This window comes from Rhodopseudomonas parapalustris, assembly GCF_053772255.1.
Genome location: NZ_JAMKBZ010000003.1, coordinates 227842 through 243724, shown reverse-complemented (window position 1 = coordinate 243724; position 15883 = coordinate 227842). Strand labels below are relative to the sequence as shown.

The 15883-nt window shown below is 65.2% G+C and carries 14 protein-coding genes; 5 read left to right on the top strand and 9 right to left on the bottom strand.

Annotated features, from left to right (window positions below; genetic code table 11):
* Window positions 1-221 precede the first annotated feature (221 nt).
* From M9H71_RS04615 to M9H71_RS04575, 9 genes are all read right to left on the bottom strand, one after another.
* The gene (locus M9H71_RS04615) at window positions 222-2531 is read right to left on the bottom strand and encodes a PAS domain-containing sensor histidine kinase (protein ID WP_455403908.1); all 2310 of its coding nucleotides are present in this window, start codon (window positions 2529-2531) and stop codon (window positions 222-224) included.
* Window positions 2532-2733: 202 nt separating this feature from the next.
* Complete coding sequence (locus M9H71_RS04610; RefSeq protein ID WP_455403907.1) at window positions 2734-4113, bottom strand: cation diffusion facilitator family transporter; 1380 nt, start codon at window positions 4111-4113, stop codon at window positions 2734-2736.
* A 131-nt stretch (window positions 4114-4244) separates the two neighbouring features.
* Entirely contained in the window at window positions 4245-5213 is a 969-nt protein-coding gene (locus M9H71_RS04605) for a quinone oxidoreductase family protein (RefSeq protein ID WP_455403906.1), read from the bottom strand.
* Between the two features lie 43 nt (window positions 5214-5256).
* Complete coding sequence (locus M9H71_RS04600) at window positions 5257-6252, bottom strand: NAD(P)H-dependent flavin oxidoreductase (protein ID WP_455403905.1); 996 nt, start codon at window positions 6250-6252, stop codon at window positions 5257-5259.
* A gap of 244 nt (window positions 6253-6496) precedes the next feature.
* Complete coding sequence (locus M9H71_RS04595) at window positions 6497-7282, bottom strand: fumarylacetoacetate hydrolase family protein (RefSeq protein ID WP_455403904.1); 786 nt, start codon at window positions 7280-7282, stop codon at window positions 6497-6499.
* 155 nt (window positions 7283-7437) lie between these two features.
* Entirely contained in the window at window positions 7438-8418 is a 981-nt protein-coding gene (locus tag M9H71_RS04590) for a 2-dehydropantoate 2-reductase (RefSeq protein WP_455403903.1), read from the bottom strand.
* Window positions 8419-8518: 100 nt separating this feature from the next.
* The gene (gene oxlT / locus M9H71_RS04585) at window positions 8519-9811 is read right to left on the bottom strand and encodes an oxalate/formate MFS antiporter (RefSeq protein WP_455403902.1); all 1293 of its coding nucleotides are present in this window, start codon (window positions 9809-9811) and stop codon (window positions 8519-8521) included.
* Window positions 9812-9980: 169 nt separating this feature from the next.
* Entirely contained in the window at window positions 9981-11258 is a 1278-nt protein-coding gene (frc, locus tag M9H71_RS04580; protein WP_455403901.1) for a formyl-CoA transferase, read from the bottom strand.
* A 147-nt stretch (window positions 11259-11405) separates the two neighbouring features.
* Entirely contained in the window at window positions 11406-12137 is a 732-nt protein-coding gene (locus M9H71_RS04575; RefSeq protein WP_455403900.1) for a GntR family transcriptional regulator, read from the bottom strand.
* Between the two features lie 340 nt (window positions 12138-12477).
* Here M9H71_RS04575 and pqqA point away from each other — a divergent pair, with 340 nt between their 5' ends.
* The 5 genes from pqqA to pqqE all read left to right on the top strand — a co-directional run bounded on the left by pqqA (window position 12478) and on the right by pqqE (window position 15857).
* Window positions 12478-12558, top strand: a complete 81-nt coding sequence (gene pqqA, locus M9H71_RS04570) for a pyrroloquinoline quinone precursor peptide PqqA (RefSeq protein WP_013503240.1) — start codon at window positions 12478-12480, stop codon at window positions 12556-12558.
* A gap of 123 nt (window positions 12559-12681) precedes the next feature.
* Entirely contained in the window at window positions 12682-13608 is a 927-nt protein-coding gene (gene pqqB / locus M9H71_RS04565) for a pyrroloquinoline quinone biosynthesis protein PqqB (protein WP_455403899.1), read from the top strand.
* Window positions 13605-14369 carry a pyrroloquinoline-quinone synthase PqqC gene (pqqC, locus tag M9H71_RS04560; RefSeq protein WP_455403898.1) on the top strand — a complete coding sequence of 255 codons (765 nt, stop codon included), beginning with the start codon at window positions 13605-13607 and terminating at the stop codon, window positions 14367-14369. Before pqqB ends, pqqC begins: the two co-directional genes overlap by 4 nt.
* 4 nt (window positions 14370-14373) lie before the next feature.
* Window positions 14374-14682, top strand: coding sequence for a pyrroloquinoline quinone biosynthesis peptide chaperone PqqD (gene pqqD, locus M9H71_RS04555; protein WP_455403897.1), 309 nt, complete (start codon window positions 14374-14376; stop codon window positions 14680-14682).
* Entirely contained in the window at window positions 14679-15857 is a 1179-nt protein-coding gene (gene pqqE / locus M9H71_RS04550; protein WP_455403896.1) for a pyrroloquinoline quinone biosynthesis protein PqqE, read from the top strand. Before pqqD ends, pqqE begins: the two co-directional genes overlap by 4 nt.
* The last annotated feature ends 26 nt before the right edge of the window (window positions 15858-15883 follow it).

Genomic DNA, 15883 nt, shown 5'->3' with positions numbered 1-15883 from the left:
CTATGCGAACAGCATGGCGTGGTGGAGCGGCTCTGTTGCTCAATCCCGCGAGGTTCCGGGTTCGCGAGCTGTCGCTCGCGCCCCGGAACGACGACCTGGTTGATAGCTCAGACCCACCGCGAGTCATTCCGGGGCGCGCGCAGCGCGAACCCGGAATCTCGTGTGAAACGGAAGCAAACGTTCGCGCTGCTGCGCAGTGGCAGAGACCAAGCGAGAAGAGATCAGGCGGCGAGCTGGCGCTGGCGGCAGGCGCGCGGCAGGCTGACCATTACGACGGTGCCTTCGCCGAGCGTCGAGCGCAGCCGCATCGCGCCGCCGTGCAGATTGACCAGCGACTTGGCGATGGCGAGGCCGAGGCCGGAGCCGTGGTAGGTCTTGGTGAGCTGGCTCTCGACCTGTTCGAACGGCTGGCCGAGGCGGCGCAGGGACTGCGGCGGAATGCCGATGCCGGTGTCGGCGATCATCAATACGATCCGTTCGCCGGCGACGCGGCTGCGCACTGTGACGCGGCCGGCGTCGGGGGTGAACTTCACCGCGTTCGACAGCAGATTGATCAGGATCTGCTTGATGGCGCGGCGGTCGGCGACGATCGGGATCTGATCGCCGATCTCGGCGCGCAGATTGAGGTGTTTGTGCTCGGCCCGGCCGGCCACCACCTTCAGCGACTCGCCGATCGTCTTGGAGAGGTCGAGCGGCTCCATCTCCAGCCGCATCCGTCCGGCCTCGATCTTCGACATGTCGAGGATGTCGTTGATCACCTCCAGCAGATAGTGACCGCTGGTCATGATGTCGTGGCAGTATTCCTGATACTTCTCAGAGCCGAGCGTGCCGAACATGCCGCTGCCCATGATCTCCGAGAAGCCGATGATGGCGTTGAGCGGCGTGCGCAGCTCGTGGCTCATATTGGCCAGGAATTTCGACTTGGTCTGATTGGCTTCCTCGGCGCGGGTTTTCTCCAGCGAGTATTTGTGCGCGAGGTCGACCAGCTCCTTGGTCTTCTTCTCGAGTTGCGCCTGGCTCAGTTTCAGATCGGCGACCGTGGCGCGCAGCCGCAGATCGTTGTCGACCAGCTTCTGTTCGTGAGCCTTGATCCTGGTGATGTCGGTGCCGACCGCGACGTAGCCGCCGTCCTTGGTGCGGCGTTCGCTGATGTGCAGCCAGTTGCCGTCGTCGAGCTGTGCTTCGAAGGTGCGGGCGCCGGGCGCGACGCCGCCATTGTCGCACAGCCTCGTGCGAAGCTGCGGCATCCGGCCGACTTCGAGGATGGTCTCGTAGGAGGTGCCGGGCTCGACCGCCGAATCCGGCAGCTTGTGCAGCCGCTGGAAGTGCGAATTGCACAGCACCAGGCGGTTCTCGGAATCCCACAGCACGAACGCTTCGGGGATGGTCTCGATCGCGTCGCGCAGCCGCAGATCGGCTTCGACCGAGCGCTCGGCGAGACTCTTCTGTTCGGTGATGTCGACGGCGATGCCGATCAGATGCTTGTCGGAGGAGTCGGCTTCCTGGCTCAGCTCGCAGCGCATCCGAAGCCAGATCCAGTGGCCTTGCGCGTGCCGCATCCGGAAGCTGTGGTCGATGTGATCGACGCGGCCGTCCATCAGCTCGTCGGCGATCGCGAACAGGTCGATGTCGTCGCCCTCGACCAGGGCGTTGACCTCGCCGAAGGTCAACAGGTCGTTGCGGCTCTCGAGCCCGAGCAGCGTGAACATCGATTGCGACCAGAAGATTCGGCCGCGGCTGAGATCCCAGTCCCACAGGCCGCAGCGACCGCGGTTGAGCGCGGTGTCGATCCGGCTGCGCACCGCGTCGTTGATCAGGTCGCCTTCGCGGGCGCGGGTCGATTGCCAATGGAACGCGAAGCCGAGAATCAGCACCACGAAGCCGGTGGTCGCCGACAGCGTCACCTGCAGCGCGGTGTCGGACCGGAACACCGAGCCGGTGTCCTCCTGAATGATCACGACCTGACCGGGGAGCGACTTCACCACATGCATCGTCGCCAGCGCCGAGGTGCCGCCGGGAAGCATGATCTCGCTAACACCGGTCTGCTGCCCCGACTTGGTCAGCGACGCGGCGCCCAGCACTTCGAGAAACCGGTTGTCGACTCCGCTTGGGCTGCCCACCGGCAGCCGCGCGAGAATTCGCTGATCGGCGCTGGTTACGATGACGTGCCGTCCGGCCGCGATGCCCCACGACGGAATCAGGCCGGGCAATAGATTCTGCAAACGCTCGATCGAGGCGGGCCGGTCCAGCCTGACGACGCCGATGTGTTCGAGCCGTTCGGCCAGCAGATCGGCGAGCGCACTGAGATCGCGGTTCAGAGCACCGCGCTTCTGCTTGCCCTGTTCGATGATCTGAACGGCGGCGCCGAAGAAAATGGTGACGAGAAACGCGATGATCAGCAGAGGGACTGCTCGCCGCAAAATCGGCTCTGCATTCAGCAGGCGATGATACGCGGGTTTGGCGATCGATTGCGCCAATCCTTTGATCGAATCGGATTGACCGCACGCGTCCGCCGCCTGCACGCGCGCCATACGTGGCCCCCACCAAGTATCCGTCTGCCCCGTTCGAGCAGCGAGCGCCGTTCGAATCACAGTTAGGATTTGAATCGACTTTTAGCGGGCTGTCGAGAGTCAACGATTCCGGGGATCTGAAAAATCCTTATCCAAAGGTGAATCGCGCCGACATTTTTTCGTGAGTCGAGTCCGAAACGAGAACGGCTGCGGCTCGCAGCGCTCAATCGGCGTTCGGCGGTTCAGCGTGACTGATCACGCGCTTCACGCTCGGGAATTCGGCGCGCAGGCGACGTTCGATCTCGTCGACCTGATCGTGCACGGCGATGACGCTCATCGACGGATCGGCGTAGCAATGGAAGTTGACGATCTCGCCGGCCTCGGTGTCGCGAACGCGGACGCTGTGGACGTCGTGGATCGCGCCGTTGCGGGTGAGATTGTTCAGTGCCGTGCGGATCTCTGCGACGCGCGACGGCGCTGCGTCGGAGCCTTGCGGCAGCTCGGGCTCCAGCGGCTCGATGTGAGTGTCGACCTCGACGTCGGTGCCGAAATCCTCGCGGATGTGATCCTCGAGCCGGTGCGCGATGTCGTGAGCGTCGACCAGCGGCATCTCGCCGTCGACCTCGAGATCGATGCTGACGATCAGCTTGTGGCCGAGATCGTGCACCGTGACGTGATGCACGGCGAGGCCGGAGTTGCGTGCGATCACCATGATGCGCTCGCGCACGCTTTCATTGTCGCGGGCCACCGGAATTGCCGTGAAGGTGAGGTCCGCATCACCGAACTCGGCGGTGAGCGATTCCTGGGCCTTGCGATTGATCTCGTCGATGCGGTCGATCGGATAGGTGCGGGGCACTTCGACCAGAGCGTCGATGAAATGCGTCGGGCCGACCATGCGGGTGCGCAGCCGCTCGATGCCGACGACGCCCGGAACAGCCGTGATGACGTCGCGCGCCTTCTCCGACACGCCGTCCGGCGCGCGGTCGAGCAGAGTCTGGATGGTTGAGCGGCCGAGCCGCAGACCGAGGATCGAGACGATCGCCGCGACACCGATCGCGGCGGCGGCGTCGCCCCAGGCGAAGCCGAAAGCCGACAAGCTCAGGCCGGCGATCACCGCGAACGAGCTGAGCACGTCGGAGCCAAAATGCAACGCGTCGGCGGCCAACGCCTGGCTCTTGGTGGCGACCGCGGTCCGGTGCAGCGCCCAGGCGCGCCACAGATTGACGACGATGTCGACGCCGAGGATTGCGAAGGCGAGATATGAGAAGGTCGGCGGCGTCGAGCCTTCGCGCAGCCGGCTGTAGGCTTCGACCAGGATGCCTCCGGCCAGAACATAGAGCAGGGCGATCACGCCGAGCGCCGACAGACTCTCGATCTTGCCGTGACCGTAGTGATGCGCATCGTCGGCCGGCCGGTCCGAGATCCGCACCACGAACCAGGTGATGATGGTGGCGACCAGATCGATCGAGCTGTGCAGCGCCTCGGAGATCAGCGCCAACGAGCCGATGGCGATGCCGATGGCGAATTTTGCCGCGGCCATGGTGGCACTCGCGACAACGGAGATCGCGGCCACTCGCGATTTGGTGCTGGCGACGTCGTTCATAGCGCGGGATTTAGCAGTCTCGTGCGACGCCGGAAAGGCGCCGGACCCGTTCCGCTGGTGGGTAACGGGTCCGCTCGCGCAAGCTGCGAATTAGTTTCAATTAAGATGGCTGTGGCCGGTGCGAAACCGGCTCAGATCGTCACCACGATCTTGCCGAAATGGCGATTGGCTTCCATGTGCGCGAACGCCGCGCCGATCTCCGCGAACCGAAACACCTTGTCGATCGGCAGCTTCAGGCTGCGCGATTCGATTGCCGGCCAGATGTCGCCGCGGACTTGGCGGAAGATCTCGCGGATCTCCTCGATGCTGCGGGTGCGGAAGGTGACGCCGACATAGTCGATCCGCCGGGCCGCGTGCAGATCGAAGTTGAACTCGGCATGGGTGCCGCCGAGCCGGCCGACATTGACGATGCGGCCGAGCACACGGGTTGCCGCGAGGTTCTGGTTGGCGACTTTGCCGGAGATCTGGTCGATCACGAGGTCGACACCGGCACCGCCGGTGGTGGCGAGCACCTGATCGACCCATCCGTCGCCGGAGGAGTCGATCGCAAGGTCGGCGCCGAACTGATGCAGCCTGTCGCGCCGGCCCTTGTCGGTCGACGAGCCGATTACTGTGCGGGCGCCCTTCAGCTTGGCGATCTGCATCGCCATCAACCCGACCCCTGAGCTGGCGCCTTGCACCAACACCGATTGTCCGGAGCGCAGCTTGCCGATCGCCACGACCGCGTTGTGCATCGTGGTGAGCGCGACCGGCAGGGTCGCGGCGTCCTCGAAGCTCATATTGTCCGGGATCGACAAGAGCCGGCCGTGATCGGCGAGGGTGTACTCGCCGAACGCGCCGGTGCCGGACCCCATCACCCGGTCGCCGACCTTGCAGCCATAGGCCTCGTCGCCGACCGCTTCGATTTCGCCGGCGAACTCCATGCCGAGCACGGCGCCGACGCCCCCGGCAGCGCCGTGGGCGTGGCCCTTGGTCATGCCGAGGTCGGCGCGGTTGAGCCCGCAGGCGCGGACCCGGATCAGGACTTGCGGACCTTTCGGAGCCGGCTTGTCGACTTCGGTGATGGCGGCGCCACCGGCACCGTAGACATAGGCTTTCATCGCAAGCTCGTCCTGTTTTCGCAGCGCCGACCCGGCGCGCGTCTTACTCTGCGGCCTCGCGTGCGCCGCCCGAAACCATCGCCTCGAGTCGGCTGCGGATGATCGCCTCGGCCTCGCGGACGATCCGCGACACCAGCTCGCCGCAGCTTGGAATATCATGGATCAGGCCCTGCACCATGCCCGCCGACCATACGCCTTCGTCGGTATCCCCGGTGACGTAGACCATCTTGCCGCGCGAGCCGGCGACCAATTCCTTGACCTGCTCGAATGTCGCGCCCTGTTTCTCCAGCTCGATCACCTGCTGGCTGATCGCATTCTTGGCGACCCGCGAGGTGTTGCGCAGGGTGCGGAAGATCAGGTCGGTGGAGCGTTCGTCGTTGGCGACGATCTTCTCCTTCACCGTCTGATGGATCGGGCTCTCCTTGGTGCACATGAAGCGGGTGCCCATGTTGATGCCGTCGGCGCCGAGCGCGAGCGCGGCGACCAGACCGCGCGCATCGGCGAAGCCGCCCGAGGCGATCATCGGAATCTTGATCTTGTCGGCGGCGGCCGGGATCAGCACCAGGCCGGGCGTGTCGTCCTCACCGGGATGGCCGGCGCATTCGAAGCCGTCGATCGAGATACCGTCGACGCCCATCCGCTCCGCCGACAGCGCGTGGCGGACGCTGGTGCATTTGTGCAGCACCTTGACGCCGTGCTTCTTGAACTCCTCGACGTGCTCCTGCGGCTTGTTGCCGGCGGTCTCGACGATCTTGACGCCGCTCTCGATGATGACGCGGCGATACTCGGCATAAGGCGGCGGCTTGATCGCCGGCAGGATGGTGAGATTGACGCCGAACGGCTTGTCGGTCATCTCGCGGCAGCGCGCGATTTCCTTGGCGAGGTCTTCCGGCGTCGGCTGCGTCAGCGCGGTGATCATGCCGAGCGCGCCGGCATTGGCGACCGCAGCGACGAGCTCGGCGCGGCCGACCCATTGCATGCCGCCTTGCACGATCGGATGTTCGATGCCGAAGGCTTCGGTGAAACGGGTCTTGATCATCTGGGTCCCCCTTGGACTTCTCGGCGCCTGACGCGCCTGTTGCTGTTGCTGGCGGCCGGGAGATTGCCGAAGCGACGGCGAAATGTCCAATGCGTGGGGAGGGGAGTGGTCCGCATTTCCAGCGTCATTCCGGGGCGCTCACGTCAGCGAGCGAACCCGAAATCTCGACGTGGTGAAAACAACTTCGGGATTCCGGGTTCGCGCTGCGCGCGCCCCGGAATGACGTGTGTGTGGCGAGAGAGCGTCAGGCTTTCGCCGCCTGGCGGAATTCGTTGTGCAGTTCGCCGATGCCTTCGATCGCGATGGTGACGGCGTTGACCGGCTCCTTCATCACGCCGACGCCGACCGAGGTGCCGCAGCAAATCAGATCGCCGGGCTCCAGCGTCATGTCGTGCGATAGCAGGCTGACGAGCTGATGTGGCGCGAAGATCATGTCGGCGACCGGGTAGTTCTGTCGCTCGGCGCCGTTCAGAATGGTGCGGATCGACAGCGCCTGCGGATCGAGCCCGGTGGCGATCGCCGGGCCGAATGGGCCGAAGCCGTCGAAGCTCTTGGCCCGCGCCCATTGCGGGAAGCTCGGATCGCGATTGAGGATATCGGCGGCGGTGATGTCGTTGACGCAGGTGTAGCCGAAGATATGCGATGCCGCCTCGGATTCGGAGATGTTGCTGCAACGCTTGCCGATGACGATGCCCAGCTCGCCCTCATACACCACCTTGCCGTCGTAGGAGGCGGGACGGTTCACCACGGCGCCGTGCGATGTGACGCTGGTGGTGGCTTTCAGGAAGTACAATGGCTCCGGCGGGATCGACTGATTGAGCTTGGCGGCGAGCGCCCGAAAGTTGTTCCACAGCCCGATGATCTTGCCCGGCGTACACGGGCTGAGCAGCTCGACATCGCCGAGCTGCAGCGTCTGCCCGGTCGGCTGATGAGCGCCGAACATGTCGCCGTCATGCACGGTGATATCCGAATGCGCGATGGTCCCGAACCCGACCGCGCCACCTGCGCGAAAACGAACCCATTTGGTCATGGCGTAGTGTTCCTCAACTCGGGAGTCATTCCGGGGCGCGCATGAAATGCGCGAACCCGGAATCTCGATGGAATAGGCGTGCTAACAACCTCGGGATTCCGGGTTCGCTCGCTGGCGCGAGCGCCCCGGAATGACGGGGTGGGGAGCGCAGGTGATTAGTACAGCCCCGCCACCTTGGCGCGCTGGATGACGAGGCCGAGGACGGAGTCGATCGCGGGAGTGGGGATGTTGGTCATCCGGCCCATCTCCTGCACCACGGTGACCAGCGGATCGATCTCCATCGGGCGGCCGCGTTCGAGGTCCTGCAGCATCGAGGTCTTGTGCGCGCCGACCTTGCGGGCGCCTTCGATGCGGCGTTCGACGTCGACGCGGAACTTGACGCCGAAGGTCTCGGCGATCTGCTGCGCTTCCAGCATCATCGCCTTCGACAGCGCGCGGGTCGCCGGATCGGAGGCGATCACGTCGAGCGTGGCATGGGTGAGGGCGCTGATCGGATTGAAGCAGACGTTGCCCCACAGCTTCAGCCAGATCTCGTCACGGATGCGGTCGAGGATCGGTGCCTTCAATCCGGAGGCTTCGAATACTTTCGACAGGTTCTCGACGTCCGAAGTGGTCTCGCCCGACGGCTCGCCGATCGGGAATTTGTCGCCATAGACGTGGCGAATTACGCCGGGCGCCTCCAGCTCGGTCGCCGGATAGACGATGCAGCCGATGCCGCGCTCGGGGCCGAGCTCCTTCCACTGGCGGCCGCCCGGATCGATGCTCTCCAGGGTGCGGCCTTCGAATTCGTTGCCGCCGTGCTTGTGGAAGTACCAATACGGCACGCCGTTCACCGCGGTGACGATGCGGGTGTGCGAGCCGAGCAACGGCTTCATCGAATCGATCGCGCCGGTGATCGAGTGCGCCTTCAGGCAGATGATGATGACGTCCTGGACGCCGAGTTCGGCCGGCTTGTCGGTGGCGTTGGGCTTGATCACCCGCTCTTCGTCGCCGATCAGCAGCTTGAGCCCGTTCTCCTTCATCGCCTGCAGATGCGCGCCGCGCGCCACCAGGCTGACGTCGGCGGCGCCGGATCGGGCGAGCTGAACGCCGAGATAACCGCCGATCGCGCCGGCGCCATAGATACAGATCTTCATGCGATTTCCCATCAGACAGACAACAAGACAGGCGTGGCCGTTCGGCCACGCCGCGGTGATACCAGATTGGCCTGTGGCGCGGACGTCGCCGCCGCGCCGATCAAACCATTTCGCTTTTGGCGACGACGCGGCGTCGCCATGGCTTGAGCACCAGCAGTGCCAAGAGCGACGCCAGAATGTTGGCGGCGGCCGCGATCAGGAACACCAGATCCCAACTGCCGCTGGATTGCTGCAGCGAATTGGCGAACGGCACCAGCAGCGCCGCGGTGCCCTTGGCGGTGTACAGCAGGCCCGCATTGGTGGCTGCGAACTTCGACCCGAACGTATCGGTGCAGGTCGACGGGAACAGCGAGTAGATCTCGCCCCAGGCGAAGAACACCAGCCCCGACAGCAGCACGAACCACACCGGATCCTGCCCGTGCGCATACAGCGCGTAGATGCCGATGCCCTCGAGCCCGAACGCGATGAACATCGTGTTCTCGCGGCCGATCTTGTCCGACACCCAGCCGAAGAACGGCCGCGTCAGACCGTTGAGGATGCGGTCGAAGGTGGCCGCGAAGGTCACCGCCGTCATGGTCATCGCCATCAGCGTCACCGGCGTGTCGGCGATCTTCCAGTCGGCGGCGATCGGCTTCAGATTGGCGGTGACCATCAGCCCGCCGGCGCCGACGATCACGAACATGAAGTACATCAGCCAGAACACCGGCTGGCGCAGCACTTCGGTCGGCCGGTAGTCGCGTCGCGTCTGGATTACATTGGCGTTGCGCTGCGGCGACGGCACCTGGCCCGGCCTCGGTGCGAGGAGCAGGAGCGACAGGAACACGATCACGATGCCCTGGCCGAGACCGAAATACATGAACGTGGTCTGAAAGCCGGAGTCGCGGATCATCGCCTGGATCGGCGCCACGGTGAGCGCCGAGCCGGCGCCGAAGCCCGCCGCCGTCAATCCGGCCGCCAAGCCGCGCTTGTCCGGAAACCATTTCAGCGCGTTGCCGACACAGGTGCCGTAAACGGCGCCGGCACCGATGCCGGCGACGATCATGCCGAGATAGAAGCCCGACAGCGTCGTCGCCTGCGCGTTGATCGCCCAGCCGAGCGCACACAGGATGCCGCCGATCAGCACCACGAGGCGCGGACCGTATTTGTCGACGAACCAGCCCTCGATCGGCACCAGCCAGGTCTCGAACAACACGAAGAGAGTGAATGCCCATTGGATCGAGGCGCGGTCCCAGCCGAAGGTTCTCTGAATGTCGGGGACGAAGAACGTCCAACCGTACTGATAATTGGCGATCATCACCATCGCGCCGACGCCGATGGCGAGTTGCGTCCAGCGATAGCTTTCACTCACGCGCCGCGTCTGAGCGGCGGGCACTCCATGCACCGTGTCCGTCATGTTTCCTCCGTGAGCCAGCGCCTCTGTCGGGAGCCGTGCGGTCACCATTGTGATCGTACTAATCACAAGGTGCAAGGAGAGAAAATAACAACCGGACTTGTTAGGGCGTGCGGGCGAGTTAGTTCAGCCGCGCCCGTGATAGTCGGGCGCGGCGAGCGCGATGCAGCGATTACTCCGCCGCCTGTTTGCGCGGTGGCGTCGTTGCGCCGGAGTCGTGAATCTCGGCGACGTGGGCGTCGCTGTAGCCGAGGACGTCGCGCAGGATTTCGTCGGTGTGTTCACCGAGCAGCGGCGAGCGCTTCACCTCGGTGGGGGAGTCCGACAGCTTGATCGGATTGCCGACCGACAGATACTTGCCGCGGGCCGGGTGATCGATCTCGACGATGGTGCCGGTGGCGCGCAGCGACTGATCCTCGGCGAGCTCCTTCATCGACAGGATCGGGCCGCAGGGGATGTCGTCGGCGTTGAGGATTTCCATGGCCTCAAACTTGGTCTTGGTCATGGTCCATTGCTCGATCCGAGCGAAGATCTCGTTGAGCCGCGACAGCCGGGCCGGCGGCGTGGCGTAGTCCGGATGCGTCTTCCAGCCGGTCTCGCCGATCACGTCGCAGATCTTCTCCCACACCGGCGCCTGGGTGATGACGTAGATGTAGGCGTTCGGATCCTGCTCCCAGCCCTTGCACTTGAGGATACGCCCCGGCTGGCCGCCGCCGGAATCGTTGCCGGCGCGCGGCACCGCCTCGCCGAATTCGATGCCTTCGCCGAACTGGCTGTATTCTTTCAGCGGACCGTGGGCGAGGCGCTGCTGATCGCGCAGCTTGACGCGGCAGAGGTTCAGCACGCCGTCCTGCATCGCCGCGGTGACACGCTGGCCGCGGCCGGTGTGGTGGCGCTGATACAGCGCGGTGACGATGCCGAGCGCGAGGTGCAGGCCTGTGCCGCTATCGCCGATCTGCGCGCCGGTGACCAGCGGCAGGCCGTCGCGAAATCCGGTGGTGGAGGCGGCGCCGCCGGTGCACTGCGCGACGTTTTCGTAGACCTTGCAGTCTTCATACGGGCCGGGACCGAAGCCCTTGATTGAGGCGACGATCATCCGCGGGTTGATCTCCTGGATCTTCTCCCAGGTGAAGCCCATCCGGTCGAGCACGCCGGGGCCGAAATTCTCCACCAGCACGTCGCAGGTGCGGATCAGCGCGGTCAGCACCTCCTTGCCCTTCGGGTTCTTGGTGTCGAGCGTGATCGACCGCTTGTTGTGGTTCAGCATGGTGAAATACAGGCTGTCCACCTTCGGGATGTCCTGCAGCTGACCTCGGGTGATGTCGCCGCTGCCGGGGCGCTCCACCTTGATCACGTCGGCGCCGAACCACGCCAGCAGTTGCGTGCAGGTCGGGCCGGACTGGACGTGGGTGAAGTCGAGAACGCGAACGCCGTCGAGCGCCTTGGTCATCTGGTTACTCCGTGGTGTTCAGTTTCTTGTCGAGGTTAGCTCTCAGTTCGTCATTGCGAGGAGCGAAGCGACGAAGCAATCCAGCGGCCCGTGCTTGCGTCCTGGATTGCTTCGCCTTCGGCTCGCAATGACGTGGATAGGCGTGCGTCAGGCGAACAGCTCCTGGCCGTGGGTCTCGACGTAAGCGGCCAGCCGCAGCGTGTGATCGCGCGCCAGCTTTTCCGCGAGCTCGGTGTCGCGTGCCTCCAGCGCCTCGATCATCGCCAGATGCTCGGGCAGGGAGGCGGCGATGCGCTCCTTGCGGCCGATGGTGAGCTGGCGATAGCCGCGGACGTGGATCAGGATGTCGTTGGTCATGTCGACCAGCACCGGCGACTCGCTGAGCGAAATCAGCGCTTGATGGAACACGATGTTGGCGCGGGAATACTCGTCGATGTGATCCTGCGGCAGCCGGTCGGGGCCGAATTCCTTGAACACGTCGCGGAGCGAGGCGATGTCGCGCTTGCGGGCCACGATGGTGATCAGCCGCGCCGCCATGCTCTCCAGCGCCGCCCAGGCGCGGATCATGTCGACGATTTCCGCCTTGGTCCGGCGCACCACGATGATGCCTCGCCGCGGCACCGCCTTCACCAGGCCTTCCTGTTCGAGCATCGCGATCGCTTCACGGATCGGCGTGCGGCTGACGCCGAGCTTGTCCGACAGCGCGCGCTCGTCGAGCATCACCGGCTCGGGCGTGGTGTAGATGTCCATCTTGAGGATCGCCTGCTTCAGCGCCTCGTAGGCCTTGGTCTTGAAGCTGGTCTCCGGCGCGAGCCGCATGATGCCGAGCTCCGGCTCGGCAGGCGTTTCGTTCGCAGTCGGGCGGGCACGCGCGATCATCGGCATCCTCGGCTGGCGGCTCGGGCCACCACACCCTGATCTGGCATACCAGATGCCAGCCGGTCAAGCCCGGCAGGGCGGTGGTTTTGGCGTTCTCGAAGCGTTCGTGGGACGTTCTGGCATGCCACTGGGCAAGGGGCCTTCCGAACGCCGTCAGTCGGTGCGTCGGCAGCTTGGCACTGGGCCGCTTCGGGTGAGGCGGATGTCGGGGGTGCTGGATGGGCGCTGCATCACCGCGGAGTGATCGCTGCACCGCGCAACGCTGTTTGCTTGCGCGGGTTGTGAACCAGACCTATCGTTGCCCCATTGCGGCAACAGACCTGCAAATCGGGAGGACCTCATGGCCTGGAAGAAACCTGAAATCGTCGAGATCGCGGTCGGCATGGAAATCAACATGTATGCCTGCGCGGCGCGCAAGTAATCGAATCGCAGCCTTGTTGTGACGACGGCGAACAGCGCGATCGGCAGTCTCTGTCGGTCGCGGTGGTCTGCGCATTGAGTTGCGCGCGGTGCCGTCGATGGGGACGTCAGCGGAAGGCGATCGATGCTGCGGGTGATCGTTCTCGGCGCCGCAGCCGGCGGCGGGGTGCCGCAATGGAATTGCGGTTGTCCGGTCTGTCGTGCGGCCTTCGCTGACCCCGAACTCCGCCGTACTCAGGCATCGGTGGCGGTCAGCGCCGATGGCGCGCATTGGTTTCTCATCAACGCTGCGCCGGATTTGCGCCAGCAGATCATCTCCACTCCGCAACTGCATCCGCGCCCAGGCGCGTTACGCCACAGCCCGATCGCCGGCGTGGTGCTCACCAATGGCGAGGTCGATGCGGTTGCCGGCCTGCTGTCGATGCGGGAAGGCTCGCCGTTCACGATCTATGCCCATGCCAAGGTGTTGGCGATCCTGAAGGCCAACAGCATCTTCAACGTGCTGAACGAGACATTGGTGGCGCGGCAGCCGATCGCGATCGATCAGACGTTCGCCCTATGCCTGCCCGACGGGGCGCCGTCGGGCCTCGAGGTGCAGGCCTTCGCGGTGCCGGGCAAGGGCGCGTGGTATCTCGAAGGCCAGACCCATCCGGGCGGAGCCGACGGCGAGGGCGATACGCTCGGGCTGACCATCACAGAGACGGCAAGCGGCCAGACCGTTCACATTCTGACCGCGTGCGCCCGCGTCACCGACGACCTCAAGGCACGGCTCGCCGGCGCGCCGCTGCTGCTGTTCGACGGCACGGTGTGGCGCGACGACGAGCTGATCGCAGCCGGCCTCGGCGCCAAGACCGGGCAGGCGATGGGACATATCGCGATGGCGGGTGACGACGGCGCGATCGCCGCACTGTCGGAGCTCGGCATCGCAGAGAAGCTGTTCGTTCACGTCAACAATTCCAACCCCGCTCTGCTGGCCCACTCGACCGAGCGCCGGCAGCTCGAAACGGCCGGCTGGCAGATCCCGGCCGACGGCACGGAGGTGACGTTGTGAATGCGATGACTGCGTTTTCGCTGAATGGCGCCGCGCCGCTCGCCAATGCCGACGAGTTGGAAGCGGCGCTGCGCCAGATCGGCGCCGCGCGCTATCACAATCTGCATCCGTTTCACCGCCTGCTGCACGGCGGCAAGCTCAACAAGGGGCAGGTGCAGGCCTGGGCGCTGAACCGTTACTACTATCAGAGCTCGATCCCGATCAAGGACGCGGTGGTGATCTCGCGGTTTCGCGACCGCGCCACCCGCGTCGAGTGGCGGCACCGCATCGAAGATCACGACGGCGATCTGTCCAGCGAAGGCGGCATCGAGCGCTGGCTGAAGCTGACCGAAGGTCTCGGTCTCGACAGCGGTTACGTCGAGTCGACCCAGGGCATTCTGCCGGCGACGCGGTTTGCGGTGGATGCGTATGTGCATTTCGTCCGCGACCGCACGCCGCTGGAGGCGATCGCCTCGTCGCTGACCGAATTGTTCGCACCTAATCTGCACGAGGAGCGGATCGCCGGGATGCTGGCGCATTACGACTTCGTCAATCCCGAGATCATGAGCTACTTCAAGCGCCGCCTGGAGCAGGCGCCGCGCGATGCCGACTTTGCGCTTGCTTACGTCAAGCAGCACGCCACCACCCCGGCCGAGCGCGAAGCGGTGTGCAACGCGCTGATCTTCAAGACCAACGTGCTGTGGGCCCAGCTCGACGCGCTGCATCACGCCTATGTCGACGGCCACATCCCGCCCGGCGCGTTCGTGCCGCAAGGGTTTTGAGCCGATGGCGCCGCGCCGCATCAGCGTCAGCGAGACCAGCCGCCCGGTGCTGCCACGCCACGCCCGGCTGAAGTTCGACGAGACGCGGCAGCGTTGGGTGATCCTGGCGCCCGAACGGGTGCTGGCGCCGGACGAGATCGCGGTTGAAATCCTGCAGCTCTGCGACGGCGCGCGCGATGTGGTGGCCATCATCGATGCGCTGGCGGCGAAGTACGCCGCGGGCCGCGCCGAGATCGGCCGCGATGTGATCGCGATGCTGCAGGATCTCGCCGACAAGGGCTTTCTCACCGAGGCGCGGGAGACCGCGCCGTGACCGAGACTGCTGCCAGCGTTGCGACGACCGACGGCATTGCCGTGCTGGAGAAGCCCGGCAGCGTCGCAGAGACGTTCGGAATTCCGCTGGCGGTGTTGCTGGAGCTGACGCATCGCTGCCCGCTGCAATGCCCGTATTGCTCCAATCCGCTGGAGCTTGAGCGCGGCGGCGCGGAGCTGTCGACCGACGAATGGAAGCGGGTGCTCAGCGAGCTTGCGCGCATCGGCGTGCTGCAGGTGCATTTCTCCGGCGGCGAGCCGACGGCGCGCAAGGATCTGGTCGAACTGGTGCGTCATGCCACCGAGGTCGGGCTCTACACCAACCTGATCACCTCGGCGGTGCTGCTCAGCCGGGAGCGGCTGGCGGCACTGGCCGATGCCGGGCTCGCCCATGTGCAGATCAGCTTTCAGGGCAGCGAGGCTTCGCTGGCCGACCGCGTCGGTGGCTTTGCCGGCGGGCACGCCAAGAAGCTCGAGGTCGCGCGCTGGACCCGCGAGCTCGATCTGCCGCTCACCGTCAATGCGGTGATGCACCGGCAGAACCTGCATCTATTGCCGGACATCATCGCGATGGCGCTCGCGCTCGATGCCGACCGGCTCGAAGTCGCCAATGTGCAGTATTACGGTTGGGCGCTGAAGAACCGCGCCGCGCTGATGCCGACGCTTGCGCAGATCGAGGACTGTACCGCGACCGTCGAGGCGGCGCGCGAGCGGCTGAAAGGCCAGCTCGCGATCGACTATGTGATCCCGGATTACTACGCGGCGCGGCCGAAGAAGTGCATGGGCGGCTGGGGCCGGCAATTCTTCAACATCTCGCCGAGCGGCAAGGTGCTGCCGTGCCATGCCGCCGAGACCATCACCGGGCTCGACTTCCCGTCGGTGCGGAACGGCGCGTCGATCGCCGAGATCTGGCGGAGTGCCGAGGCGTTCAATCGCTATCGCGGCACCAGATGGATGCGAGAGCCGTGCGCGAGCTGCGCGTTCAAGGAGATCGATTTCGGCGGCTGCCGCTGTCAGGCCTTCGCATTGGCCGGCGACGCTGCCGCGACCGATCCCGCCTGCGCACTGTCGCCACTGCACGACCGCATCTTCAAGACCGCAGAAACGGAGGCCGAGTCCGGCAGTGACCGCTTCCTGTATCGCAATTTTGCCGGTGGGACGGTGGAAAGCGAGTAACGCAGCCTCTATTTCGTCATTCCGGG

Coding starts and splice junctions, on each gene's coding strand:
- M9H71_RS04615 (WP_455403908.1), bottom strand. CDS start 2,531: ATGGCGCGCGTGCAGGCGGCGGACGCGTGCGGTCAATCCGATTCGATC.
- M9H71_RS04610 (WP_455403907.1), bottom strand. CDS start 4,113: ATGAACGACGTCGCCAGCACCAAATCGCGAGTGGCCGCGATCTCCGTT.
- M9H71_RS04605 (WP_455403906.1), bottom strand. CDS start 5,213: ATGAAAGCCTATGTCTACGGTGCCGGTGGCGCCGCCATCACCGAAGTC.
- M9H71_RS04600 (WP_455403905.1), bottom strand. CDS start 6,252: ATGATCAAGACCCGTTTCACCGAAGCCTTCGGCATCGAACATCCGATC.
- M9H71_RS04595 (WP_455403904.1), bottom strand. CDS start 7,282: ATGACCAAATGGGTTCGTTTTCGCGCAGGTGGCGCGGTCGGGTTCGGG.
- M9H71_RS04590 (WP_455403903.1), bottom strand. CDS start 8,418: ATGAAGATCTGTATCTATGGCGCCGGCGCGATCGGCGGTTATCTCGGC.
- oxlT (WP_455403902.1), bottom strand. CDS start 9,811: ATGACGGACACGGTGCATGGAGTGCCCGCCGCTCAGACGCGGCGCGTG.
- frc (WP_455403901.1), bottom strand. CDS start 11,258: ATGACCAAGGCGCTCGACGGCGTTCGCGTTCTCGACTTCACCCACGTC.
- M9H71_RS04575 (WP_455403900.1), bottom strand. CDS start 12,137: ATGATCGCGCGTGCCCGCCCGACTGCGAACGAAACGCCTGCCGAGCCG.
- pqqA (WP_013503240.1), top strand. CDS start 12,478: ATGGCCTGGAAGAAACCTGAAATCGTCGAGATCGCGGTCGGCATGGAA.
- pqqB (WP_455403899.1), top strand. CDS start 12,682: ATGCTGCGGGTGATCGTTCTCGGCGCCGCAGCCGGCGGCGGGGTGCCG.
- pqqD (WP_455403897.1), top strand. CDS start 14,374: ATGGCGCCGCGCCGCATCAGCGTCAGCGAGACCAGCCGCCCGGTGCTG.